Annotated in this window: 19 protein-coding genes and 1 pseudogene; 8 read left to right on the top strand and 12 right to left on the bottom strand. The window is 58.9% G+C overall.

Annotated elements, in window-relative coordinates:
• Position 1: 1 nt before the first annotated feature.
• Positions 2-1,489 (bottom strand): NAD(P)H-hydrate dehydratase, encoded by a 1,488-nt coding sequence (locus tag ACTG2S_RS05580; RefSeq protein ID WP_439982121.1) that lies wholly within the window; start codon positions 1,487-1,489, stop codon positions 2-4.
• 82 nt (positions 1,490-1,571) lie between these two features.
• On the opposite strand from ACTG2S_RS05580, the gene queG reads away from it, so the two are divergent.
• Entirely contained in the window at positions 1,572-2,726 is a 1,155-nt protein-coding gene (gene queG, locus ACTG2S_RS05575) for a tRNA epoxyqueuosine(34) reductase QueG (RefSeq protein ID WP_074042700.1), read from the top strand.
• A gap of 111 nt (positions 2,727-2,837) precedes the next feature.
• Positions 2,838-3,578: a polyphosphate--glucose phosphotransferase gene (gene ppgK / locus ACTG2S_RS05570; RefSeq protein WP_274160140.1), complete on the top strand. Its 741-nt coding sequence runs from the start codon at positions 2,838-2,840 to the stop codon at positions 3,576-3,578.
• A 104-nt stretch (positions 3,579-3,682) separates the two neighbouring features.
• Here ppgK and ACTG2S_RS05565 read toward each other — a convergent pair whose 3' ends face one another.
• On the bottom strand, positions 3,683-4,138 hold the full coding sequence (locus ACTG2S_RS05565; protein ID WP_043822996.1) for a hypothetical protein: 456 nt from the start codon (positions 4,136-4,138) through the stop codon (positions 3,683-3,685).
• A 504-nt stretch (positions 4,139-4,642) separates the two neighbouring features.
• On the opposite strand from ACTG2S_RS05565, the gene metN reads away from it, so the two are divergent.
• The 4 genes and pseudogenes from metN to rfaH all read left to right on the top strand — a co-directional run bounded on the left by metN (position 4,643) and on the right by rfaH (position 7,742).
• Positions 4,643-5,686, top strand: coding sequence for a methionine ABC transporter ATP-binding protein MetN (gene metN, locus ACTG2S_RS05560; protein ID WP_216959256.1), 1,044 nt, complete (start codon positions 4,643-4,645; stop codon positions 5,684-5,686).
• Positions 5,667-6,320 carry a methionine ABC transporter permease gene (locus tag ACTG2S_RS05555; RefSeq protein ID WP_005339070.1) on the top strand — a complete coding sequence of 218 codons (654 nt, stop codon included), beginning with the start codon at positions 5,667-5,669 and terminating at the stop codon, positions 6,318-6,320. Before metN ends, ACTG2S_RS05555 begins: the two co-directional genes overlap by 20 nt.
• A 25-nt stretch (positions 6,321-6,345) precedes the next feature.
• Positions 6,346-7,145 (top strand): annotated as a pseudogene (metQ, locus tag ACTG2S_RS05550) (methionine ABC transporter substrate-binding lipoprotein MetQ).
• A gap of 96 nt (positions 7,146-7,241) precedes the next feature.
• The gene (rfaH, locus tag ACTG2S_RS05545) at positions 7,242-7,742 is read left to right on the top strand and encodes a transcription/translation regulatory transformer protein RfaH (protein WP_005339074.1); all 501 of its coding nucleotides are present in this window, start codon (positions 7,242-7,244) and stop codon (positions 7,740-7,742) included.
• Positions 7,743-7,801: 59 nt separating this feature from the next.
• Here rfaH and ACTG2S_RS05540 read toward each other — a convergent pair whose 3' ends face one another.
• The 6 genes from ACTG2S_RS05540 to arcB all read right to left on the bottom strand — a co-directional run bounded on the left by ACTG2S_RS05540 (position 7,802) and on the right by arcB (position 19,722).
• Entirely contained in the window at positions 7,802-9,778 is a 1,977-nt protein-coding gene (locus ACTG2S_RS05540) for a HAMP domain-containing methyl-accepting chemotaxis protein (RefSeq protein WP_274160138.1), read from the bottom strand.
• Positions 9,779-9,817: 39 nt separating this feature from the next.
• Positions 9,818-11,029, bottom strand: coding sequence for an EAL domain-containing response regulator (locus ACTG2S_RS05535; protein ID WP_274160137.1), 1,212 nt, complete (start codon positions 11,027-11,029; stop codon positions 9,818-9,820).
• Entirely contained in the window at positions 11,010-15,251 is a 4,242-nt protein-coding gene (locus ACTG2S_RS05530; protein WP_274160136.1) for an ATP-binding protein, read from the bottom strand. The genes ACTG2S_RS05535 and ACTG2S_RS05530 overlap by 20 nt, the downstream gene beginning before the upstream one ends.
• Before the next feature lie 223 nt (positions 15,252-15,474).
• Positions 15,475-15,678 (bottom strand): hypothetical protein, encoded by a 204-nt coding sequence (locus ACTG2S_RS05525; RefSeq protein WP_076492755.1) that lies wholly within the window; start codon positions 15,676-15,678, stop codon positions 15,475-15,477.
• Between the two features lie 315 nt (positions 15,679-15,993).
• Complete coding sequence (gene dgt / locus ACTG2S_RS05520; protein WP_274160135.1) at positions 15,994-17,358, bottom strand: dGTPase; 1,365 nt, start codon at positions 17,356-17,358, stop codon at positions 15,994-15,996.
• A 51-nt stretch (positions 17,359-17,409) separates the two neighbouring features.
• Positions 17,410-19,722, bottom strand: a complete 2,313-nt coding sequence (gene arcB, locus ACTG2S_RS05515) for an aerobic respiration two-component sensor histidine kinase ArcB (protein WP_005339096.1) — start codon at positions 19,720-19,722, stop codon at positions 17,410-17,412.
• Positions 19,723-19,928: 206 nt separating this feature from the next.
• On the opposite strand from arcB, the gene ACTG2S_RS05510 reads away from it, so the two are divergent.
• Positions 19,929-20,915, top strand: a complete 987-nt coding sequence (locus ACTG2S_RS05510) for a DUF2860 family protein (RefSeq protein WP_019446216.1) — start codon at positions 19,929-19,931, stop codon at positions 20,913-20,915.
• Positions 20,916-20,982: 67 nt separating this feature from the next.
• On the opposite strand, the gene ACTG2S_RS05505 is transcribed toward ACTG2S_RS05510, so the two are convergent.
• The 4 genes from ACTG2S_RS05505 to ACTG2S_RS05490 all read right to left on the bottom strand — a co-directional run bounded on the left by ACTG2S_RS05505 (position 20,983) and on the right by ACTG2S_RS05490 (position 23,901).
• Positions 20,983-21,681, bottom strand: coding sequence for a DUF3334 family protein (locus tag ACTG2S_RS05505; protein ID WP_005339098.1), 699 nt, complete (start codon positions 21,679-21,681; stop codon positions 20,983-20,985).
• Between the two features lie 89 nt (positions 21,682-21,770).
• On the bottom strand, positions 21,771-22,217 hold the full coding sequence (locus ACTG2S_RS05500; protein ID WP_274160134.1) for an HIT domain-containing protein: 447 nt from the start codon (positions 22,215-22,217) through the stop codon (positions 21,771-21,773).
• A 71-nt stretch (positions 22,218-22,288) separates the two neighbouring features.
• Entirely contained in the window at positions 22,289-22,930 is a 642-nt protein-coding gene (locus ACTG2S_RS05495) for a DUF2057 domain-containing protein (RefSeq protein WP_439982116.1), read from the bottom strand.
• A gap of 71 nt (positions 22,931-23,001) precedes the next feature.
• A complete protein-coding gene (locus ACTG2S_RS05490; RefSeq protein ID WP_274160240.1) occupies positions 23,002-23,901 on the bottom strand; it encodes a LysR family transcriptional regulator in 900 nt (299 codons plus the stop codon).
• A 97-nt stretch (positions 23,902-23,998) separates the two neighbouring features.
• Here ACTG2S_RS05490 and ACTG2S_RS05485 point away from each other — a divergent pair, with 97 nt between their 5' ends.
• Complete coding sequence (locus ACTG2S_RS05485) at positions 23,999-24,601, top strand: short chain dehydrogenase (protein WP_042052299.1); 603 nt, start codon at positions 23,999-24,001, stop codon at positions 24,599-24,601.
• Positions 24,602-24,677: the final 76 nt, after the last annotated feature.

The following is a 24,677-nucleotide window of genomic DNA, read 5'->3' as shown; positions in this document are numbered from 1 at the left end:
TTTAACTTGTAATGGTGTCGGGATTAACCAGTTTGCGGATCAGCGGCAGCAAGTCTGACGCCAGCATGCCCCGCTCGCCGTCAGCGGCGGCCTGATCTGCAGCCTCGCCGTGGATCACGGCGCCCAGCCAGCTTGCCATGGTGGCAGACCAGCCCTGGGCCAAAAGGGCGGCGATTATACCAGATAACAGATCGCCCATCCCGCCACTTGCCATGCCGGGATTGCCTTCACAACAGAGAGCGACCTGCTCGCCGTCATAAATAAGTGTTCCCGCCCCTTTTAACAACACCACACCGCCATAACGCCGCTGCAGCGCCTGCACGGCGGCAAACCGGTCGGTTTCAATCTCGGCAATGGAGCATCCCAGCAGGCGCGCCGCTTCGCCGGGATGGGGCGTGAGCACCCAATTATCCTGATGGCGGGGAGATTGCGCCAGCCAATTCAATCCATCGGCGTCCAAAACCAATGGCAGCCGTTCGGTGAGATAACGGGTGATTTGCGCGCTTCCCCACTCATCCTGACCGAGCCCGGGGCCAATGACCCGCACCGACGCCCACCCCTCGTCATCAGCGCTGGTGAGACTCATCAGTTCGGGTTGATAGAGGCTGACCGGTGGATGATCCGGATGCTGACACACCCGCACCAGCCCGGCCCCCGCCCGCAGGCAGGCGCGGGCCGCCAGCACGATGGCCCCCTGCATGCCGCGATTGCCCCCCACCAGCAGTACCTTGCCATAAGAGCCCTTGTGGGAAGCGCGCGGGCGCGGGGTCAACTGCGTGCTGAGCAGCGGATAATCGATACGCCAGGCGGCGGGCAGCATAGTGTCATCAGGCGTGACACCAAGGGGATCACAGTCAAGCTGGCCGACACAATCCACCCCGTCGCCGGTGAGCATCCCCTGCTTGATACCGATAAAGGTGAGGGTGCGCGTGGCCTGCACCACGGCCCCCATGGCACGGCCGGTATCGCCGTTGAGGCCGGAGGGGAGATCCACCGCCAGCACGGGCACAGCCAAGCCATTGATTGTTGCGACGATCTTTGTCAGTAGTGGCGAGAGGGGCGTGTTGACGCCGGTGCCAAGCAGGGCATCGACCACCAGATCCGGGGCGGAGTGCTGGTCCCCATCAAACTGCTCGGCCAGCCAGACCCGGCCACCGGCCGCCAGCCACTCATCGGCGGCCCGTCTGGCATCCCCCTTCAGCTGGTCGGGTGCTCTGGCGGCAATCACCACCACCTCGATGCCAATCTGGCGGGCAAGGCGGGCCAGCACATAGCCATCACCGCCGTTATTACCGGGGCCGACGAAAATCCACCAGCAGCGACTGTCGGGCCAATGCAGGGTGGCATAGGTGCGCAGCGCAGCACCGGCTCGCTCCATCAGGGCATAGAGAGGTTGCCCCTCACGCGCGGCCCAGTTGCGCTCCAGTGCGCGGATCTGTTCAGTCTGCCACAGCCCCTGTGGTAAACTGCCCCCCTCTTTTGTGCCCAACGCGCCCCTGCATCTCTACCATGACGGCTCCCGCCTCTTATCAATCGACCCACGCCAGCAAACGCCGGCCAGGCCAAGCCGTATGAGCGCTCCTGACTTCCACCAGCTGGCCCACGATATCAAGCTCTGGGCACGGGAGCTAGGATTTGACCAGGCGGGCATCACAGACACAGACCTGCGTATCGAAGAGCCGAGATTGCAGGCCTGGCTGGATGCGGGCTATCACGGCAGCATGGATTACATGGCGCGCCACGGCATGATGCGCGCGCGCCCCCACGAGCTGCTGCCGGGCACGGTGCGAGTGTTGTCGGTGCGGATGAACTACCTGCCGTTCGAGGCGGGTTTTGCCGCCACCCTGCGCGATCCGACCCTCGGCTATATCAGCCGCTATGCTCTCGGTCGCGACTACCACAAGGTGCTGCGCAACCGGCTCAAACAGCTGGGGGATCGCATCGAAGCGCGCTGCGCCGAGCTGTTTCAAGGCACCGAAGATACCTTGGGTGAGTGGCGCCCCTTCGTTGACTCCGCCCCCATCCTCGAGCGGCCGCTGGCAGCCAAGGCGGGCCTCGGCTGGGTTGGCAAACACTCACTGCTGCTCAACGAATCGGCCGGCTCCTTCTTCTTTCTCGGTGAGCTGTTGCTCAACCTGCCACTGCCGCTCGACCAGCCAGTGGAGAAGGAGCAGTGCGGCAAGTGTGTCGCCTGCATCAACATCTGCCCGACCGGCGCCATTGTTGCCCCCTATGTGGTCGATGGCCGCCGCTGCATCTCCTATCTTACCATCGAGAATGACGGCCCTATTCCGGAAGAGTTCAGGCCCTTGATGGGCAACCGCATCTACGGCTGCGACGACTGCCAGCTCATCTGCCCGTGGAACCGCTACGCCGATGCCAGCCCGGAACCCGACTTCAGCCCGCGCCCCAGTCTGCACCGCCCTCCCCTGCTGGCGCTGTGGTGCTGGAGCGAGAGCGATTTCCTCAAGCAGACCGAAGGGAGCCCGATCCGCCGCATCGGCTATCAACGCTGGCGCCGCAATCTGGCGGTCGCCCTTGGCAATGGCCCGGCGACCCCCGAGGTGATCGCGGCCCTGCAACTGGGGCTGACCACCGCCGAGCCCATGGTGGCCGAACATATCGAATGGGCGCTGGCCACCCTTGCCCGGCGTCAGGATGAAGAGAACAAGAAGACCCGTTTGCTGATCCGCTGCATCGAAAAAGGTCTGTCGGATCACGCATAAGTGATCTGCCCCTTGCCGGATTGCAGCACTTTTTTCATGCTCTGCCGACTTGCAGTGCCCATAACAGCGTGGTCACTGCAAACTGCTCGGCACACAACAAGGACAACACAGATGCATATGTTGGGAGTGGATATTGGAGGCTCGGGGATCAAGGGCTGTCTGGTCGATACCAAAACCGGCGAGTTGATTGGCGAGCGCCATCGCATTGCCACACCACAACCGGCCACCCCGGCCGCCATCGCCCATACCCTCAAGGCGCTGGTCGAACATTTTGACTGGAGAGGGCCGGTGGGCTGCGGCTTTCCCGCCACTATCCACAACGGGGTTGCCAAGAGTGCCGCCAATATCGACAAGAGCTGGATCGAAACCGATGCCGAGCATCTGTTTGCCGATGTCACCGGCAAGCCCTGCTATGTGCTGAACGATGCCGATGCCGCCGGTCTGGCCGAGATGCGCTTTGGCGCCGGCAAGGATCGCAAGGGGGTCATCATCCTCATCACGGTCGGCACCGGCATCGGCACCGCCATCTTCGTCAACGGCCATCTGCTGCCCAACACCGAGCTGGGCCATCTGATGCTGGAAGGAATGGTCGCCGAGCACTACTGCTCCGATGCGGCGCGCAAACGGGAAGATCTCTCCTGGAACCGTTGGGGCAAGCGTTTCAACAAGTATCTGGCGCGCCTCGAGTTTCTCTTCTCCCCCGACCTCTTCATTCTGGGGGGCGGCAGCGCAGCCAAGCTGGATAAGTTTGTCGATCGCATCGAGACCCGGGCGCCGCTTATTCCGGCGGCCAGCCTCAATCAGGCGGGCATTATCGGGGCCGCCCTCTACGCGGCCGAGCAGCAGGGCTGACCCAGGCTCACTGCAAATCAGCAGATACCAATGGAAAGGGTCCGGCACTGCTGCCGGGCCCTTTTGTTTTGCGGTCATCTTGCGAGTTTAGCGCTTATCACCCGCTACATGTCGTCGAGTCGGTGCACTCCGTGCACCAGTCGGGTCAGGCGGGTCTGCTCCAGCCCAGCCAGATTCTCGAGCAAGGCGGTGGTGGCCGGTGTCGGGCACTCCCGGGCCAGATGGCTCAGCTCGCCCACCAGCTGCTCTTCCCAGCGGCATACCTGAGTGACGATATCCTGGGTCTGGACTGATGCCGGCAGCTCGAAGCGGGTGATTGCAGGCAGCATATCCTCGCTGAAACTCTGGTTCAACCAGGTCTCCCTGACCGCCTCTCCCAGCTGAGCGGCATATTCGTGCAGATGGGCACTGGCCGCATCCTCACGCCCTTGCAGATAGACCAGCAACATCCGGCTCCGTTCGCTGTCCACCTGACTGGTCAAACGCCCGTAACAGAGTCCGAGCTGGTGATGAACCTGCTCAAGATAGTGCAGCAACTCTTTGATCTGTTGGAATCTCATCGCACTGCCCTCCATGTTTGTCGACATCATCAGTATAAAAAACCGGCGCCACCGACCCAATCCCTATCCGAGCCCCCCTTGCGCTGCATCAAGGTTGACGCCGACAAAGTGGCCGCCAGGTGCTACGGTCACGAATAGGGAACGATTTGTGCAGCAATTTGTGCAACGATGGAGGAGCATTAAGCTCGACAGCAGATGTGAACAGAAACGAGCTAACACACTAATAAAACCAGCCTTACCCGGCATAAACCATCTTTAATTCGGTTATCTGCCGCAGGGACGAAACAGGATCTGGAAGAGCAACAATACCATCCTGATTGTTATCCGCCTGACAGAAATCCTTATCACTTTTTTAGACGTCTAGACGTAAAAACATGCGTTGACATGGCCATCCAGACATCTTAGCATCATCCTCCATGATGACAGAGTAACCCAGTGGAACCTCTGCCCAATTTCCCCGCCTGTAGCGCCCTGTGCTTTAAGGCTGTTAGCACGGAAGAATCCATGATTAAGTTGATCGGTCTCAACAAAGTCTACGGTACAGGCAGTGACGCCGTGCACGCCCTGCGTGATGTGAGTCTGCATGTACCCCAAGGCAAAATTTTCGGGGTGATCGGTGCCTCCGGTGCCGGCAAGAGTACCCTCATTCGTTGTGTCAACCTGCTGGAGCGCCCGACAGAGGGTCAAGTCATCGTTGATGGCCAGGATCTGGTCGCCCTGAGCGAACGGGATCTGACCCAGGCTCGCCGCCAGATCGGGATGATTTTCCAGCACTTCAACCTGCTTGCCTCCCGTACCGTGTTTGCCAACATCGCCTTTCCGCTGGAGCTGGCAGGCTGGAGCAAAGAGAAGATCCAGCAACGGGTTGCCGAACTGCTGGCACTGGTCGGGCTGGAAGCCCGTGCCCAGGCCTATCCGTCCGAGCTTTCCGGCGGTCAGAAACAGCGCGTCGCCATTGCCCGTGCACTGGCACCGGCCCCCAAGGTGCTGCTCTGTGATGAGGCCACCTCGGCCCTCGACCCGCAGACCACCCGCTCGATCCTGACCCTGCTCAAGGAGATCAACGTCAAGCTGGGGCTCACCATCCTGCTCATCACCCACGAGATGGACGTGGTGAAGGGGATCTGTGACGAAGTGGCCATCATCAGCGACGGCCGTCTGATCGAACAGGGGGAAGTGGCCTGGTTCTTCAGCAATGCCAAAACCCAGCTGGCCCGTGACTTCATCCACTCCACCATCCATCTGGAGGTACCGCAGGAGTATCAGGATCGGATGAGCAGTGAGCGGGTGCCGAGCAGCTACCCGCTGGTGAAGCTCGGCTTTACCGGCAGCACGGTCGATACGCCGCTGATCTCCGAGGCGAGCCGCCGTTTCAATATCGACATCAGCATTCTGAGCGCAGACATCGAATACGCCGGAGGCGTCAAATTCGGTTTCCTGCTGGCCGAGCTGTTCGGGGATGAAGCCCAGTGCGAGGCGACCCAGCAGTTTCTCATCGACAACCACATTCAGCTGGAGGTAATGGGTTATGTCCGAAGCCATGATTAATCTGCTCATCACGGCCCTGGGCGACACCCTGATCATGGTGTTTGCCTCCGCCCTGTTCGGCTGCCTGTTGGGCCTGCCGCTCGGCGTGGCACTGCACGTGACCAAGGCGGGCCAGATCCTGGCCAACCCCTTGCTCAACCGTACTCTGGGTATGGTGGTCAACGTGGGTCGCTCGGTGCCCTTTATCATCCTGCTGGTCGCCATCATTCCGCTAACCCGGCTGATTGTCGGCACCAGTATCGGCACCATCGCTGCCATCGTGCCGCTGACTGTCGGTTGCATCCCCTTCATCGCCCGTCTGGTGGAAGGGGCCCTGATGGAGGTGCCGGACGGCCTGCTGGAAGCGGCCAAGGCGATGGGTGCCAAGCCGCTGCAAATTATCACCAAGGTGCTGCTGCCCGAGGCTCTGCCCGGCATCCTCAACAGTGTCACCATTACCCTCGTCACGCTGGTGAACTACTCGGCCATGGCCGGGGCCATCGGTGGCGGCGGTCTGGGAGATGTAGGTATTCGTTATGGTTATCAGCGCTTTGACCCGACCGTCATGCTGGTGACCGTGGTTATCCTAGTAGTACTGGTTCAACTTATCCAGAGCGCGGGTGAGCGCCTGGTCAACAAATGTGATCATCGTTAATCGTCGATTTCTGACAGGAGGTTTTATGAAATTTGGCATCAAATCCGTTGCGGCTGCCCTGCTGGCTGGTCTGGTTCTGGCCGGTTGCGGTCAAAAAGAAGAGAGCAAGGTTCTGAAAGTGGGCGCTATTGCCGGCCCGGAGACCGAACTGGTTGAAGTGGCTGCCAAGGTAGCCAAAGAAAATACGGTCTGACAGTCGAGGTGGTCAACTTCTCCGACTACGTCACCCCGAACGTGGCGCTGAACGATGGCAGCATCGACGTCAACGCTTTCCAGCACAAACCCTATCTGGATGCACAAGTGCGTGATCGCGGCTTCAAGCTGGTTCCGGTTGGCAACACCTTCGTCTACCCGATCGCCGGTTACTCCAAGAAGATCAAGGCGCTGAGCGAGCTGCAAGATGGCGCCCAGATCGCGGTACCGAACGATCCGACCAACCTGGGCCGCTCCCTGATCCTGCTGGCCAAACAGGGTCTGATCACCCTGAAGGATGGCGCCGGTCTGGAAGCGACCGTGTTGGATATCGCCAGCAACCCGCGCAACTTCAAGATTGTGGAACTGGAAGCAGCACAGCTGCCCCGTTCGCTGGAAGATGTGGATCTCGCTATCATCAACAACACCTTCGCCGGCCAGATTGGTCTGACCCCGACTGAAAACGGCCTGTTTGTTGAGGACAAAGAGTCCCCGTACGTCAACCTGATCGTCGCCCGCGACAACAACAAGGATGACGAGAAGGTCAAACAGTTCGTACAAGCTTTCCAGACCGATGATGTCTACAAGAAAGGTCTCGAGCTGTTCAAAGGCGGCCTGGTAAAAGGTTGGTAATTGCTCACTCGGCAAAAAAGGCCACGCAATGCGTGGCCTTTTTTATTGGCGCCGCTATCATATCCGCGAGCACGGCAACACGAACATACTCATAACATGAAAAAATGGTATCTGGCCTACTGCAAGCCAAAAGAAGAGGCCCGCGCCCGCGCCCACCTCGATGCCCAGGGTATCGAATCCTATTACCCCATGGTGGAGATCGAGAAGCTGCGCCGGGGCAAGCGAGTTCCGGTACGGGAACCCATGTTCCCCAACTACCTGTTTATCTTTGTCGATTTGGAAGAGGTGACACCGGTCACCCTGAAATCGACCCGCGGCATCAGCCGGATCATCCACTTTGGCAGTGAATGGACCCCCATCAGCAGCAAGCTGGTCTATCAGCTGATGAGCCGCGATGACAGCGACGAGGCGAGAGCCAGCTACGCCAGCCTGCCCTGCTCGGGCGACAAGGTGCTGATTGAAGAGGGGCCGTTGGCAGGCTTCGAAGCCATCTATATGGAGCCGGATGGAGAGAAACGGGCGATTTTGCTGGTCAGCCTGCTCAACCGGGAGACCACCAGCAGCTTCGACAACCACACCTTCAGACGTCTGGACTAAACCCACGGGCCAGATGGCCCGGTGCATGGCAATAGCAATGGCGGGATGCTCCCGCCATCTCACGCATCAAGATCAAAGCGGGCGATGACCGCCTTCAACTTGCCGGTATCGCCAGCCAGTCTGGCTACGATCTCCTCCCCCTGCTGACTACGCTGACAAGATTGCCGACTGAGCGCAGCAATGTCATCGACCGTCCCGGATACCTCGGCGGCCACCCGCGACTGCTGCTCGGTTGCCACCGAAATGGCCTCCAGCTGGCCCGACAGCGACTGTACCAGCTGGTTCATGGCACTCAGGGTATCTGTCACCAATCCGACTGCATCCCGCCCTTGCTCTACCAACCGGGTACCGCTGCTGACGGTACTCACCGTCTGGCGAGTCTGCTGGGAGATGGCCGCAATGGTCTGGCTGATCTCGGCGGTGGATTGATGGGTGCGGGTCGCCAGCTGGCGTACCTCATCGGCTACCACCGCAAAACCGCGCCCCTGCTCGCCTGCCCGCGCCGCTTCTATCGCCGCATTGAGTGCCAGCAGATTGGTCTGCTCCGCAATGGTGGCGATTACCTCGGTGATCTGCCCCACTTGTTCACTCTGATGCTCCAGCAGCCCCATGGCTTCGTTGGCCTGTCCAATCATGGCGGCAATCTGCTGCATGGTATCGCTCATTCGTGCCAGCGCGGCCTCTCCCTGACGGGTCTGCTGCCGCACCTGATGGGCACCATCCGCCACACCGGCAATGTTACCAGCCACATCACGGGCGCTAACCGACATCTGATCGATAGCCGCCGCCACCGCATCGACCCGCTGATCCTGCTCCGTCAGATCCGCCACTATGGCTCTGGTGGTGCTGCCCACATCGAGACAGGCCACCTCGACCTGCCCCACAGCCCCCTGCAACTCCCCGACCAGATGATGTAACTGGGCAGACATCCGGTTGATGGAACCAGTCAATTCTCCCAACTCATCCTGCCCTGTGATTGGCAAGGGCTCGGCCGCCAGCCGACCATCTGCAACCTGCCCCGCCCGGTTCACCAGACAGGCAATGTCACGGGTCAGACGGCGACTAAAGAACCAGGCGACCAGCATGCCAAGCACGATGGCGCTGCCGGTAGCCAACAGCAGAGTCTGGTTGATGGCCCTCCCGGCTCCGGTCATCTGCGCCGAAATCTGATCCACCTCGGCACGGGTTTTCCCCACCTGCTGGACCAGCTGCTCGCTGAGGCTGGACTGCATCGGCTCGATGTCGGTGGCCATCAGGTAGTTTGCCTGATCCCAATCCGGTGCCTGGCGCTTCTCGATCACCTGTCCCACCAGCTCGGAGAAGGGGGTCGCCATCTCTTCAAACAGCTGCCAGAGGCTCTGCTGGGTGTCGGTAAAGAGCGCGGCTTGCTGTTTAACCTCAGCCACCCGCTGCTGATGAAACTGGTAGTAATCCTGATACTTGCTGCGGTATTCGGGGTCGCCTGAGATGAGAAAATCCCGCAGGGCTGAGAGGGCGTTGGCGAGGCTGTTGTAGGCATCCCCCACCTGTTTGAGCAGCATGCGGCGATCGCCGGAGAGTTGATCCTGCGGAGTGCCAACTTCTTCATTGGCAAAGGATTGCAACTGATCGAGCGCCGCCTCCGCCAGCGGACCCGCCTCCTGCAGCATCAGGGTGTGAGCGGGCAGATTCTCTTCACTCTGGGCTATGGTCCACACCTTCTCCTGATGGCTTTTGAAGGTCTCGAGAGACTTGGCGAGCGCCGGACTGAAGGCCTGATGGGCAATGGCCTGCCAGGCCGACTCCCACTCCTGCTTGAGGCGGGAGGCCTGAGCCGGATCCTTGCCGAGGATAAGATAGCCACGCAAGGCGGAAACGGTGGCAACCAGCGCCTTCTGGCTCGTTTCATCCCGCTGCAGGGCGGGCAGCGCCTGCTCCAGCAGGGTGTGTTGGGCCTGATTGATCTGGGTCAGCCGGTAATAGACCAGCGTGGAGGAGAGCAGGATCAGCAGGTTGATAAAACCGAAGCTGAGCAGCAACTTGCTTGAGATTTTCATGAACATCCTTGTTCAAACGGAGGGATCCAGCCAACAGAATCAGATAGATATCAGTGTAGGCAATCTATCTTGCCAAGTCCGGTGCCAATTAGCCAATTCACTGCGCGGCATCGGGCGGGCAGAGAAAAATCCCTGACAGAGGTCGCAACCGAGTTGGGCCAGCACTCGCCAGGTCGCCTCATCCTCTACCCCTTCCGCCACCGACTTCAGCCCCAGCTTGCGGGCCAACTCGATACTGGACTCGATGATAGCCAAACGTGACGGATCGGCATGGCAGCGATCGACAAAGGAGCGATCCAGTTTGAGTTCGGTGAACGGCAACAGTGCCAGCTGCTGCATCGAGGAGTAGCCGGTACCAAAATCATCGATGGAGAGACCAAAGCCATGCATCCTTAGCCGGGTCAGCACCTCCAGAGACTTGCCCAGATCCTGCACGAATGCGCTCTCAGTCACCTCGAGGGTGATGAGCTCAGGATTGATACTCCAGCGCTTGCACTGATCAATCAATAAGTTGCAAAGATCCCCTTCAATGAGTGAGGTGGTGGAGAGGTTCATCGACAGATTGAGTGACAACCCGGTTTCCTCCCATAAATGGCCATCACTCAGAGATTTGCTGATGATCACCTCGGTCAACGGATCGATAAGTCCGTTGCTCTCCGCCAGTGAAATAAAACGCCCGGGCGGGATCAGGCCAAACTCGGGGTGTTGCCAGCGGGCCAACGCCTCCATCCCGACCCACTCGCCGGATGCAAAACTCACCTTGGGCTGATACCAGGGCAGCAGTTGAGCTTGCTCGATCGCCCGACGCAACTCATCGACTCCTATTCTGTGCCCCTCTTCTTCTCTGACTGGTTCCTGCCGGGGTGACCAAGCCTGGATAAGCCGCTGGAGCTGCTGCGGCGTTGAGGGTTTCTCTATGCGACCGAGCACCTGCAAGCCATAAGCGGTACTCATACGCAATACGGCTTCCACCACATCCCCCTCAAGCGCGCTGGAGAGGATAATGCCGCCCTGAAAACCACCCAGCGACAGGCGGCGCAACAGCGCCATACCATCCATTCCGGGCATTCGCAGATCGCAAAACAGGATATCGACGTTGTGTTGCTGGCTAAGCGCCAACGCCTCGACACCATCAACCGCTTCCAGCAGATTCTGGTAACCCAGGCTGCGGATCTGGTGCAGCAGCGCCTTGCGCTGAAATCCATGGTCTTCCACGACCATGATGACCAACTCATGTTGTGCTTTTTTCATCGAGCCATAATCCAATGTCGTGGGCAATCGCCGTCATCAGCCTCTGCACTGTGCTGACCAGATCGTCGAGTTCGTCGAGCCGCTTCAATCGCGCTGCCGATTCCAGCATGGCGGCCTGACTGGCAAGCTCCTCCAACCCGACCATTCGGGCAGCCCCCTTGATCCGGTGGGCTGTCTCGACCAAGGCGCTGGCATCATGACAAATCAGTGCTGCCATCATGGCCTCGCCATCCTGCCGATTGGAATCGAGATACTCCACCGCCATGGCTCGCGCAGTCAGCTCGTCACCAAACAGCGCCAACCAGCGCTCAGCCTGCATGCCTGTAGCCCCATCAACTGGAGCAACCGCGCTTCTGGTTGGCGTCTTCTCTGCCAGCCAATGGGCCAGCATCTGGCGCAAGATATCCAGCGGGTAGGGCTTCAGTAACATGTCACTCATGCCAGCCTCTACCATACGAGCACTCGCCTCTTCCGACGTATCTGCCGTTACCCCAATGATGGGGGCCGTCACTCCCGCAGCCCGCAACGCCTTGGTCAGAGCATAACCATCCATCACCGGCATATGGCAATCAGTCAAAAGCAGAGAGAATTGCTGTCCCTGCCAGGCCCGTAGAGCCTTCTCGCCATCTTCCACAACCTGAGCCTCGATACCAAGAATGGCCAACTGCCGTGCCAGCAAGGCACGATTGACCGGATGATCATCGGCCACCAGTACTTTGCCACCCAGCTTCTCTGCAAGCGCAGGGAGGATTGGTGTGACCCGCTCCTGTAGTAATTCGTGGCAACTCTCCAGCAGAAGATCCGGATAGAGAGGAGATAGACCCAGACGCCACCATTTTTGTTCACCAATCCGACCCCGCAACGCTTCATCGGGTGACGCTATGATCCCCTTCAGCGCAGAGTGTTGCAGCCAGCTTTGCCATTCCCCCCCAAGCGCTTGCTCAAGCCACCGTTGATCGGCCAACAGCAACCCTTCCAGTGAGCGACTGAGCTCATTGGCCCCCAAGTACCTGAGCTTGGCCCCCTGCCGTACCATGGCCGCTTCAAGGTTGGTGTCATCGCTGAAAAACCACCATTCTGTGTCAGCCAGAGCTGGGGGATCCCACTGCGGATTGGTTAGCGGCACGGTGAAGCGGAAGCAGGAGCCCTCTCCTGCCTTGCTGGTCAGTGTCAGTGCCCCACCCATTTTGCATACCAGCTGCTCACAGATTGCCAACCCCAGTCCGGTGCCACCAAAACGACGGTTGATATCTGACTCCACCTGCTCAAAAGGCGTGAACAGCAGCGCCTGCTTCTCTTCGGCGATCCCGATACCGGTGTCACTGACACTGATGGTCAGTTGCTCGCTCAGGTAGCTGACCCGAATCGTAATCCCCCCTTGTTCGGTAAACTTCACCGCATTGTTGAGCAGGTTGGAGATGACCTGACCGATACGCACCCCATCGATGTCGGCCCAATCCGGCACATGATGCTCCCACTCCAGCACCACGTTGAGCCCCTTGTTATGAGCCAGTGCCGCATGGCCACGAATGGCATCGCAGATCACCGTTTGCAAACGGCTGCTCTGGTAATTCAACTGCAACTGACCCGCTTCTATCTTGGAGAAATCGAGGATGTCATTGACCAGATAGAGCAGGTTGTTGGTCGAGGTGACCACATTGCGCACCATAAAACGCTGGTCGTCGTTGAGCTCGCTCATTTGCAGCAATTCGAGCATGCCATGCATGCCTGAAATGGGAGTGCGCAGCTCATGGCTCATGGTTGCCAAAAAGCGACTGCGAGCCTGCATCGCCTGCTCGGCATAGGCGCGAGCTTCGCGCAGCTCGTATTCCTGTTGCTTGAGGGCCGTAATATCCTGAATGACCCCATTGAGGATCAGTGCCTGCTGCTCCTGTCTGACAAAGTTGCCACGCACTTGCAGATAGCGATCTCCATCAGGTCGCTCCACCTTGACCTCCAGGTCGAGGGGAGCCAGAGTCTCGGCATGATTGGCCACCTTGCTGACAAAATCCTGCAGCGCCTCTTCGGTAAAGCCGAACACCTCACCACCCGATTCGGCATTGAAAAGGTCCTGCCGGGAAGCCCCGAGGATCTCGCTGGCCCCCTGAGAGGCATACAAAAACCGCCCCTTGCCGGGTCCTTGCCACAAATACTGATAGACCACCCCAGGCATGCTGTCGGTAATCTGGGTAAGGCGATTTTCAGCCTGACGGGCGCGCTCCTCCGCCTCCTTGATCCGGCTGACATCGGTCAGTACTGTCAACACCCCCAGCATATTGCCATCGGGATCGCGATAAGGGCGTTTGGCATAGATAACATGGCAGGGCGTGCCATCTGCTCGCAGGTTACTGCCTGCACCCTCCAGATCCTGTCCGGTCTGCCACACCCGGCGCTCTTCTTCCAACACACTGTTTCTGAGTGTCTCTGGCATGTTTTGCAGCTCCTCACTGCTACTGCCAGCACCAAGGAAAGCATCGCGATAGGCCTGATTGCACAAGGTGATCCGCTGCTCGCTATCACGTAGCGCCACCATGGTTGGCAGTGAGTTGAGCAAGGTCTGCACAAACAGCAACTGTTCGTTCAGCTTGTCCTCTGCGATTTTCCGCTGCGCAATCTGGCGACGCAAACTGCGAGCCCAGAGCATCACCAGCAAACCGCTGACGAGCAAGGCGCCCCCCCCTATAGCCAACCACTTGTAAATCAGGGTGTAATCAGACTCGATATTGACCGACACATTGAGCCAGCGTCGCTCCAGCAGTTGCCACTCCTCATCCGTGATGGTCAGCAGCAACTTGTCCATGATGCGGAGCAACTCGGGCTGAGCATTGTCGACGGCCATACTGATAGGTACGGAAAATTCGGGAGAGCTCAGCACCACCTGATACTTCTCATTGAAACCCTTCATCGCCTGCTGTCCCAGATTGGTCATGGTCAACAGCACATATTCGGCTCGCCCAGTATCAAGCAAGGTCAGTAAATCGGCATCTTTGCCCACTTCGATAATATTGGCGCCCAGCGCGTGAATGAGAGAGGCTTCGTAAGAGCCCGTCACACCACCAATCAGACGCCCTTTTAGCTCGACCAACGACTTCAGCGGGCGAGCACCGTGTCTGGCTACAACATAGCTGTCGAACTTCAGATAGGAGGAGGTAAAAGAGGCAAAGGACTGACGATCCTTGAGCGGTGTCATCAAGGGAATAAGGTCCACTTTGTGCTCTTTCAGCAGTTTTAGTGACTCCTGCCAGGTATTTGTCGACGCCAGCTCAAAGCGGATCCCGGAGCGCAGACTCAATAACTTCATCAGGTCTGCCGTATAGCCATGCAATTCACCTTCGTCATCGATTTCGCTGATGCCGGCAAATCCGGGGGCAACGGCGAACTTGATGACCTTGTTTCTCTGCTTCAGCCAACTAGCCTCATCTGGTTCCAGCAAAAGGCCAGCGTTGGCGCGTTCATCTTTCTGATGCAACCGTAATCGTGAGTCTGCAACGGGTATCTGTTGATATGCATGCCAAAGCTTTTCGCTCAGTTCTGGCTGGCGGGAGCTGGTCGCCATCGTCAGCGTGCTGCCAGAAAGCCACCCAGGAGCGACAACCCCCATTGATGCAGGCATTCTCTCCATCTTAAGGGAAACAATTGGTTCCAAATCAAGATATGCATCGACAGCGCCCAGCTTGACCATATAGGTCGCCTCAGTGCGGCTCTCCAGCTCAGTTACATCAGAGATCCCCAAACGAGCCAATTCATTACAACTGCCAAAACCACGAATACAGACCCAGCGTAACTTGCGCGCCTGCTCCAGGGTCAATCGCTGATCCGGGGTATGCATTAAAATGGAGCGGGCATAAGAACCGATACTGCCAATAGGGTTTATCCCCTTCAATTCAAGAGCATTACGTTCGACCCCGATTAATGCATCGATCTGGCCGCCTTGGAGAGCAATCTGGGCATCTACGTAGGAGTTGTAGGAGATATAGCGCAGGGACACACCCATTTCGGCTGCAATACGCGAGGCCAGCTCCTTGAGCGGACCGGCATAACGCAGGTTGGGGAGTTGATAGATGAAAGGGAGATAGCCGCCACGGGGAACCCCAACCAGCAGCTCCTTTTGTGCAGAAATCTCGTTACTTGTGCTCTCATCTTGCGGTTGGGGAGCCGCAACAGCCAACATGCCCGAAAACAACAGCAACATGGGAAGAAAAAGCTGACGAAAGAGTGGCATAAGGTCTTGTCCTGATGAGTAAAACAGATACGGCTGCCACCTCTAATCTTGCAGATCCTGACGACGCAAGGCGAGAAAACAATCACAGCTGTTACAAAGAGGGCGGAGAGGATAATACTGAGTCACCAACATGTTAACCTGGAATCCACCGCAAGATGGAAAAATGGCAGGCATGCAGCCTGCCATTTCACTAGCGAGGGGGATCTTATTCTCCCCTTCGCGATCAGGTTATTCGATTCCCAAGGCGGAAGCCGGTTTGATACTCCCGCTCGCGAACGAGGGCGATTTGACCCTGATATCCTTCCAGCCCGATATCCCTGAGCAGGGCGGGTGACAGATTGACCTGCACGAGACGACGCTCGACCCGGGCAATCCTTTTCTGGACCAGGGATTCAACACTGCGCAGTAAAACCAGTTCGATAGACATGACATTCTCCAGTTGAACATGCGGTTCTCCCGGAGAAAGTGGATATCACCCTGCGGGACGAACCGCGGGTGATAAAAAGACAGGGGTTACCTGTTTACGCCACGCGGTAAAAGAGCACGAGATTTCACGCCGCACGCAGTGCCGCGAGAGAATGCAATATTGAGCATCAGATGTTGCATTTTCGTCTCCTTACCGAGTAAAAGTTGAACAGGTTGCAGAAGTCTAAAAAATATCCGAATTTAAAACAAGCCTCTTGCGACTCCTTTTTAAACGTTTTTACGGCATTTTATGCTGCCCGACAGGGAGCTTGGGGCATCAGATCCCCGAGAGTAGCCGGTACTCTTCCAGTACATAGGTATCCGTCATGCCGCTGACATAATCGAGCAGCAGCCGCACCCGGTAATACCACTCCTGCTCGTTCTGGCAGGCAAAGCGCGGATCCGGGGTGGCGATCGCCAATCGATAGGCCTTGAGATGGCGGGCCGAGAGACGGTGATAGAGGCGGCGCGCAAAGAAAAGCGTCTGACTCCCCTCCCCGGCCAACAGGCGAGCAAACTGTGGCGCTGGCAGCGCCAACAGACAGGCATAACTGGTCAGCACCCCGCGCAGCGCCGCATACCCCTCCAGCTCAAGCGCTTCCACCTCGGGGCGCATAAAGACCAGCTCACGGGCCACCCGCTTGAGGATATCGAGCACCCGCGCCGCCGGCGCCTGGCCATGCAGCAGCGCTTGCGGATAGGAGCCCTGCAAAATGGCCTGATGTTCGCTGACATAGCTCTGCGCCGCCAACGCCACCAGATCCCGGGTCAGCTGCTGGCGAAAATGGGGGAAAAAGCCCCGACCAGAAGCCAGCGCCTCATCCAGCAAGGTGCCCATGTAGTCACTCTGGTCAGCAGCTCGCAGCGCAGCCAGCAGTTCACCCTGAGTCAGGATCCGCCGATCTACCGCATCTTCCAGATCGGCGATGCAGTAGGAGATGTCATCGGCCGCCTCCATGATGTAGACCAGCGGATGACGGCAGCCGGGGGCCAGACCCAGGCTCTGACCGAGGGCCCGGTAGAGCGGCTGCTCGCTAAAGAAGATGCCCCGCTTGCTGCTCCAGCCATGATGCTGGCCATAGCTCACCCCGGGCTGGGGCTGCTGCGGGTATTTGCAGAGCGCTGCCAGTTGTCCGAGCGTCAGGTTGAGCTCGTGCAAGCTGTGCACCAGCCGCAGACTCTGGGCGTTGCCATCAAACAGTTGCAGATCCTGACGCAATTCCGCCCACTGGGCCGAGGGGTGCTGCGCCAGCGCCTGCTGATAGAGGGGATCGAGCATCTCGCCGAGCCACTGGCTCATCACCTGCTCACCAAAGTGGCCAAACGGCGGGTTGCCCACGTCATGGAGCAGGCAGGACATCTCCACCAGATTGATAAAAGCCCCTTCACAGACCATCCCGGCAGGCAAGGCAGCCAGAATGCGGCGGCTGATCTGGCGACCGGTCTCCTGCACCTCCAGCGAGTGGGTGAGGCGGCTGCGCACCGAGGCCTTCACATCGAGCGGAAAGACCTGGGTCTTCTGCTGCAACCTGCGCACCGGTGCTGCCTGCACGATACGGGCGCGATCCTGCTCGGTCGCCTCCAGCAGCTCCTCATCCCCCCAAGAGTGGATGCGCGCGGGGGTAATCAAACGGCTATACATCTTGCAGCTCCTTGCCAGCAACTTCCATCAGACTCAAGACAACCTCCAGCCTCAAGACAGCAACCAGCGCCGCAGCCGGGCGATATCGCCCGGATATTCCCGACGCAGCGTCTCAATCCAGTCTTCCACGTTTTCCCACCAGGCGGGATGATCCGGGCTCTGGATCAGCTGGGCCGTCTGCTGCAGTCGACGCAGGCCAATGGAGCCTGCCGCCCCTTTTATCTTGTGTGCCTCTTCCACCACCCCAGCTTGATCCTTGGCAATCATGTTGGAGTCGAGCACTGCCATGTAGTCCGGCATCATCTTCTCGAACAGATCGACGCTGGAGAGCAGCACCGGCTTGCCCACGGTATCGGCGTAATCGGTGAGGAAGGGGATATCCAGCAGGGCATCCTGATTGCCCGCATCAGCCTGCTCGTCCGCTTCATCCTCGGCCAGATCGGCAAACAGGTGACCAATCACCTCCCGCACCGCTTTGGAGCCAAGCGGCTTGTTGATCACATCCTGCATGCCGTGATCCCGGTAGTACTGGCGATCGCCGGTGGAGTTGGCGGTGAGCGCCACCATGGGTGGCAGGCTGTCGCCATAACGCTCCAGCAGGGTTTTCGCCACATCGAAGCCGGTCATGTCCGGCAGCTGGATATCGAGCAAAATGAGGTCGAAATCATCCGGGTTGGCCATCGCCAACGCCTGGGTGCCGTCCCGTGCCACCTGCACCTGATGACCCAGCTTGCCCAGCAGGGCGCAGGCCACCGTCACGTTAAGCTCCACATCCTCCACCAGCAGGATATCAAGGGAGGGCATCTCCTCCTCCTGCTCTGGCAACACAGGCTCGGCGCAAGCTACCTCCAGCTCGGCGGTGAAGCAGGAGCCTTCGCCCGGATCGCTGTCCACATAGAGTTGACCACCCATCGCCTGCACCAGCTGACGGGAGACCGCGAGCCCAATGCCGGTGCCGGTGGCGTGCTTCTTGCCCTGCACCTGATAATACATGGCGAAAATCTTCTCCTGCTGGGCGCGCGGGATACCGATACCGGTATCCTCCACCTCGAAGTGCAGGGCCAGCTTGCCCGGCTCGTCGGCGGGATGGGAGAGGCAACGCACGGTGACGCCCCCCTCATCGGTAAACTTGACCGCGTTGCCCACCAGATTCCACAGTACCTGACGCAGGCGGGTACCGTCAGCCATCACAAATTGCGGCATGTCACCATCCCGATCGAAATGGAGATAGAGCCCCTTCTGCTCCGCCTGAATGCGCGACAGGGTCTCCAGCTCATCGAGGAAGGCGGGCAGATCGATGCGGGTCGGCGCAATTTCGAGGCGACGGCGATCCAGTTTGTCCAAGTCGATGATGTCGTTGAAGATATTGCCAAGGGTCACCGCACTCAGGTGAATGGTCTTGAGCTGCTGGTGCTGCTTGGGATCGAGGGGGGTATCCATCAGCATCCGGCTTAAGCCCACGATGCCGTTGAGTGGAGTACGCAGCTCGTGGCTGATGGTGGAGATGAAGGTGGTCTTGTCGCGACTCGCCTTCTCCAGCTTGTCCTGATACTGCTTGCGCTCGGTGATGTCACGGCCAAAGCCGAGCAGGCCGAGTCGCTTGCCGAAGCGGTCGAAGAAGGGCACCTTGCGCAGCTCGAAATAAGCCTTGCGGCCATCGGGATATTCCAGCCACTGCTCGTAGGTGAGCGGCTCGTTGCTGGCAAAAACCTGCTTGTCGGTCTCCACCACCTTGTTGGCGATCTCCTGCTTGTAGACATCGAACGGGGTCAGACCAATCAGCTCGGCCTCCACCTTGCCGGTCAGCTCCTCCATGGCGCGGTTGCAACCGGAAAACTGCTCATCCTCGTTGCGGTAGTAGACCAGATCCGGGGAGCAGTCGATAAAGGAGCGCAGCAGAGCGGTGCGCTCCCCCAGATGAAGCTGGGCTTTCTCTCGCTGGAACACCTCGTTCTCGAGATCCTCGATGGCCTGCAGACGCAGGCTCTCGGCCCGGTTGGTCTCGGCAATCTGGGCGTTGAGGCGGCTGATGTTCTCCTGCAGCTGGGTATTGAGCTCCAGATCCCGCTCGCGCATATCTTGCAGCTTGCGCACCATCCTGCTCAGTCGCTGACGGGAATCCTCCAGCTGATCCACCACGATGGAGAGAAAATAGACCGCCCAGGGGGTCACCAGCAGGCCAAAAAAGACCGAGCGAACGAAGTCGATCACATCGATATTGCCGCGCAGGAACAGGGTCACCCCCATCTGGATGGCGACCGCCAGCACGATAATGCCCGCCGCCAGGAACATACTGAAGCGCACCAGTCCCAGCTTGGTCATAAGATCGACATAATATTGCGCCCAGGATTTAATCTGTTTCATCTTATTGTTTTCCCCCGATATTCGCGGTACAGAATACCAGCACAACCGAGTGAACTCTTCTTAATCTCGCACAATTAATTAACGATTCGCCGAATGAAATGAGTGGGTTAGGATAATTGGCAATATTGAGTCAGTTGCCATTAAGGTTTTTTCTTTATACTCACCGGCCGAAAAAATTCACTACCATTTAATTTAGGAGTTATCCGATGCGCAATACCACCTTGCTGGGCCTGGGCCTGCTGGTCGCAAATAGTGCTTATGCTGATTTGGGTGAAATTCCCAAGGAGTCTGGCTGGTCCGGTTTCCTGCTTGGCGGGGTCAGTGTCATCAATTACGAATCGAATTTTTATAGTGGTGATGATGAAAACCGCCGCCTGAGCGGACTGGGCAGTGCCGAGAGCAGCTCCGCCGTTGCCCCGCTGCTTAACGCCGATATCCGCTACACCTTTGCCGATACCCGCACCCAGGTCTTCCTCGGTAACCTGATCCAGGATGCCATCCGTTTCGACTTCACCCAGCAGCTCGGTATCCGTCAGGAAATGAGCGACAAGGGCATCGTAGCTGGCTCCGTGGTCTTTAATGCCATGCCGACCGAGCAATGGAGCGATCCCTTCGCGGTGGGTGTCGACCGTCAGTCGACCGATATCAAGTCAAAAGGGGTTCGCTTCGCCTGGGACAGCATCTGGGGTAGCAACTTCAATGGTAGCCTGACCACCCGCAACATCGAGGTGGATGAGGAGCGCAGCGGCAGCCAGTACGGCGCCGATACAGCAGCCAAACTGGATCGCAACGGCAAGATCCACGCCCTCGACCTCTCCTACAAATGGCAGCTGGCACCCGGTCAGATGCTGGAGCCAGCCTTTATCTACCGCCAAGCGGATCTGGATGGCAGCGCCCAAAGCTACAAGAGCAACGGCCTGCAGTTGACCTACGGCATGCGCGCTTCCCAGTGGTCTTTCGTCAGCAACGCCTATCTGGGCCAGACCAAATATGATGAGGCCAACCCGATCTTTGGCCAAAACGCCGACTCCGACGAGTTTGCCCTGACCGGTACCTTCTTCTGGCACCGCCTGTTCGGTATTGCGCCGCTCTCGGCAACCTTTACCGCTGGCTACGCCAAGTCCGATTCCGACATCAACTTCTACGATTCTGAATCCGTGATGTTCAACACCGGCCTGCTCTACAACTTCTAACAACGGTTGTTCGCACCGATACAACAAGGCCACCCGAAGGTGGCCTTGTTGCTATCCGGCATTTGCCTCAAATACCCAGAGAGTCGAGCAGATCGTCGTGATCGTTGGCAACCGGGGCCGCAGCCTGAGCCGGCTTGGCGGCATCCTGCTTGGCCTGGGCAATCAGCGCATCGGGATCCAGCTCCTCGTGCTCCATCCCCTCATTGTGGATGCGGATGAACTCGGTTTTGTCCATCGCCAGCTCCAGATAGAAGATATTGTTGCGGGCGGTGAAGAAGGTGACGCGGCGGGACTCCGGGCTGTCGAGATTGGTATCGACGCTCAGCATCACCTGCTTGTTTAGCGCCAGCATCTTCGGTTGGTTCTGGGTGATGTGGGTCTGCAGATCCCGGCCCACCTTGACGGTAAAGCTGCCGACGATCTGGTTCATCAGCTCGCCCATCACGTTGCTCACCTCGTCAGAGGTGTGGGAGATGGCGAGATCCTCCTTGGAGAGTCCCATGCTGAGCATGTAACTCTCGTACAGCTCCATGGCGGCAGCGGCGGAGAAGTTGATCACCACCAGACCGGAAAAACCGCCATCGAACAGCACGAAGCAGCCGATATCCGGTTTTAGGCAGGTCTTGCTGATCCGCTGCACCATGCCGGAAAACCGCACCTGACTCATGGTCGCGGCACTCAAAACGTCCGTCACCGAGTTGCACAGGCTGAGCAGCACATCCTCTGTGGTCAATACGGCATCGTCATCGGATCTTGTCACTATCATGGGACCTTCCTGAACATCGAAAATGGGATTATCTATACCATAACTCTAACAGATGGCGCGGCCCGGAGACTGAAATAGCGACACGCCTCTCAGTTGACTCCGTTATCAGCAGCCACAGGGGTAAAACCGCTCAGCTTGGCGAGCCGGGCACGCCATATATCGGCCTGCTGCGCCAAAACTTGTGGCTCGTAAGGCAAGACCGGATGAGCTCCCCAGATGGGGCCGGGCCAGGCGCGATCCGTCGCAAAGCGGGCGACATGGTGAAGGTGGAGTTGCGGCACCAGATTGCCCAGCGCTCCGATGTTGATCTTGTCCGGGCTGAGGGCCTGTTCCATCAGGGCGGCGACGGCGCAGGACTCATGCATCAGCTGTTGCTGCTGCTCCGGCGCCAGATGGTGAATTTCCCGCAGGTTGGCTACTCGCGGTACCAGGATGAGCCAGGGATACTGGCTGTCTTTTGCCAGCAAGACACGACAGAACGGTAGATCGCCAAGCCAGCAGGTATCTGCCTGCAGGCGGGAATGCAATTCAAACATGAACACCTCGTTGAGTACGATGAAGAGGGCATCCGACAGGGATGCCCACGTTACTGCAACGGGCGACAAACTTAAAGCTGTGGCACGGCCCAGCTGATAAAGCGCTTGCGAAGGGCGGGGTCTGCCTGGAGGAACAACTGCTGCAACTGCCCTTCCAGCTCGCTGGCTGCCACAACGGGTTGCGCCCCACCGGAGAGCGTAGCCGTTGGTTGTGTAGTAACAGCGACGGCCGTCAGCGCCGCCTTGCCGCCGCTGCGGTTGTATTCAGCCAGTTTGCCGTTCCAATCCACCCCAAGCAGCATGCCGCTGGTCACCAGTGCGTCCTGCTGGATGGCAAGCGCGCGGCCATTCTCCTGCAACGTCACCACAGGAGCCTTGGCATAGGCCTGCATCCCCCGCTCGTCTCCCGGTACGCTGGCCGTCAGCTGCAAATGCTGATTGCTGCCCTGATAGCGCACCACCTGCGGCTCGGAGCGTACCTGTCGATCATTCTCGCTGCTGCTGCGACTGGGGATCACCCCCTCGAAGCGCACCAGCAGTTGCTGCTCGCCATCCGCCAGGGTGGCATGCTGCTCATCCTGCAAGGTGCCGTTGCTCACCGCGAGGATGCGGAAATTCTCCGGCACCTTCACGTCCACCATGGCCTGCACACTGCCAGCCCCCAACACTGCACAGAGCAGCACAAGCCCAGTCAACCCTCTATTACTCTTCATTCCCGCTGATCTTCCTGATGCCGATGATGGGCGCAGGGTAGCAGCCAAAGATGACAGAAAAATAACGCCGCTCAGAGCAGGTAGTGGGGTCGCTCGGCAAACCACTGGGCCAGCACCTGCTTGAACAGCCGGATCTTGCGTGGCACCCGCCGCTGCTGGGCATGCAGCACATGAAGCTGATGCAGCCCGCTCTGCCACTCGTCGAGCACGGTCACCAGCTCCCCTGCCGTCAGCAGCGATTCCACCAGCATCAGCGGGCACTTGGCATAGCCCATACCGGCACGCGCCAATTGCAACACGGTACTGTAGTGGTTGGCCCGCACCTTGCCCTGCACCAGAATGTGGGCCTCTTCCCCCTCACGGATAAAGTGCCACTGCTCCCAGGCCGGATTGTGCCCCTGCAACAGGCAGCTGCGCCCGCTCAGCTCATAGGGAGTGGCTGGACGCCCCTCTCGCGCCACCAGCGCGGGGCTGGCCACCACCACATCCTTGAGCCGCCCCAGCGGCAGGGCCACCAGATTGTCCGGCACCTCGCTCATGGCGCGCAGGGCGATGTCGTTTTCTCCCTGACTCATGTCGACCATCTGGTTGGTGAAGTTGAGTTCCACCTCCACTCCCGGGCAGAGCGTGGCAAAGCTGGTCAGCAGTTCGCTCACCATGCGATCGCCGGTACTGACCGGGCAGGTAAAGCGCAGGCGACCGCCATCCTCTTCGGTCAGCGCCTGAATATCCTGCTCCGCCTGCCGAGCCAGCGCGAAGATCTCCCCCGCCTGCTGGTAGAGGGTCTTGCCCGCCTCGGTCAGACTGAGGCGGCGGGTGGTGCGCTGCAACAGTTGCGCATTGAGGGAGGACTCCAGCGCGCTAACGTGGCGGCTCAGCATCCCCTTGCTGACCCCCAGCGTATCGGCCGCAGTCGAGAAACTGCCGCGCAGCACCACCTCATAAAAGCTGGCCAGATGGGCGATATCCATCATTAGCTCCAATATGGAAACAATGGGTTTATTTTACGCGCTTTTTCGCATTTTCTGTTGCGCTAGAATCGATACATCCCAACCAGGAGTGATGCAGATGAAAATTGTGATTGTGGGTGCCTCCGGCACCGTCGGCTCCGCGGTCAGTGAACTGCTTGCCAAAGATCATCAGGTGATCCGGGTCGGCCACAGTCGTGGCGATGCCACGGTCGACATGCGCGATCCCGCCTCCATCAAGGCGCTGTTTGCCCAAGTGGGCCAGTTTGATGCGCTGGTGGTGGCCAGCGGCAGTGTAGCCTTCAACGGCCTGACCGAGATGACCGACGAGCAGTGGCAGGTGGGACTGGAGAGCAAGCTGATGGGCCAGATCAACCTGACCCGAGCCGCCATTCCCTATCTGACTGACAAGGGTTCCATCACTTTGATCAGCGGTATTCTGAGCGAGGAGCCGATCAACTGGGGCGTGAGCGCCAGCACAGTCAACGGCGCCATCGATCACTTTGTGAAAGCGGCCGCCTGCGAGCTGCCAAGGGGCATTCGCATCAACGTGGTGAGCCCCACCGTGCTGGCGGAGTCGATGGACAAATACGCCGACTTCTTCCCGGGGTTCGTGCCGGTGCCCGCCGCCAAGGTAGCGCAGGCTTACAAGAAGTCGGTGCTGGGCATCCAGACCGGTCAGGTGTTCAGAGTGAACGGCTGATCGCCGCTCGCTTGCCGCCAGACCAGCAATAAAAACGGGCCCCGCTGAGGGGCCCGTCTGTTTATCTGCCTCTCTC

Source organism: Aeromonas sp. 82P (genome assembly GCF_051919365.1).
Classification (GTDB): domain Bacteria; phylum Pseudomonadota; class Gammaproteobacteria; order Enterobacterales; family Aeromonadaceae; genus Aeromonas; species Aeromonas veronii.
Note: the sequence above shows the minus strand (reverse complement) of the source record. Positions and strands in the feature narration are given on the sequence as shown.

Coding starts and splice junctions, on each gene's coding strand:
- queG (WP_074042700.1), top strand. CDS start 1,572: ATGAGCGCTCCTGACTTCCACCAGCTGGCCCACGATATCAAGCTCTGG.
- ppgK (WP_274160140.1), top strand. CDS start 2,838: ATGCATATGTTGGGAGTGGATATTGGAGGCTCGGGGATCAAGGGCTGT.
- ACTG2S_RS05565 (WP_043822996.1), bottom strand. CDS start 4,138: ATGAGATTCCAACAGATCAAAGAGTTGCTGCACTATCTTGAGCAGGTT.
- metN (WP_216959256.1), top strand. CDS start 4,643: ATGATTAAGTTGATCGGTCTCAACAAAGTCTACGGTACAGGCAGTGAC.
- ACTG2S_RS05555 (WP_005339070.1), top strand. CDS start 5,667: ATGTCCGAAGCCATGATTAATCTGCTCATCACGGCCCTGGGCGACACC.
- rfaH (WP_005339074.1), top strand. CDS start 7,242: ATGAAAAAATGGTATCTGGCCTACTGCAAGCCAAAAGAAGAGGCCCGC.
- ACTG2S_RS05540 (WP_274160138.1), bottom strand. CDS start 9,778: ATGAAAATCTCAAGCAAGTTGCTGCTCAGCTTCGGTTTTATCAACCTG.
- ACTG2S_RS05535 (WP_274160137.1), bottom strand. CDS start 11,029: ATGAAAAAAGCACAACATGAGTTGGTCATCATGGTCGTGGAAGACCAT.
- ACTG2S_RS05530 (WP_274160136.1), bottom strand. CDS start 15,251: ATGCCACTCTTTCGTCAGCTTTTTCTTCCCATGTTGCTGTTGTTTTCG.
- ACTG2S_RS05525 (WP_076492755.1), bottom strand. CDS start 15,678: ATGTCTATCGAACTGGTTTTACTGCGCAGTGTTGAATCCCTGGTCCAG.
- dgt (WP_274160135.1), bottom strand. CDS start 17,358: ATGTATAGCCGTTTGATTACCCCCGCGCGCATCCACTCTTGGGGGGAT.
- arcB (WP_005339096.1), bottom strand. CDS start 19,722: ATGAAACAGATTAAATCCTGGGCGCAATATTATGTCGATCTTATGACC.
- ACTG2S_RS05510 (WP_019446216.1), top strand. CDS start 19,929: ATGCGCAATACCACCTTGCTGGGCCTGGGCCTGCTGGTCGCAAATAGT.
- ACTG2S_RS05505 (WP_005339098.1), bottom strand. CDS start 21,681: ATGATAGTGACAAGATCCGATGACGATGCCGTATTGACCACAGAGGAT.
- ACTG2S_RS05500 (WP_274160134.1), bottom strand. CDS start 22,217: ATGTTTGAATTGCATTCCCGCCTGCAGGCAGATACCTGCTGGCTTGGC.
- ACTG2S_RS05495 (WP_439982116.1), bottom strand. CDS start 22,930: ATGAAGAGTAATAGAGGGTTGACTGGGCTTGTGCTGCTCTGTGCAGTG.
- ACTG2S_RS05490 (WP_274160240.1), bottom strand. CDS start 23,901: ATGGATATCGCCCATCTGGCCAGCTTTTATGAGGTGGTGCTGCGCGGC.
- ACTG2S_RS05485 (WP_042052299.1), top strand. CDS start 23,999: ATGAAAATTGTGATTGTGGGTGCCTCCGGCACCGTCGGCTCCGCGGTC.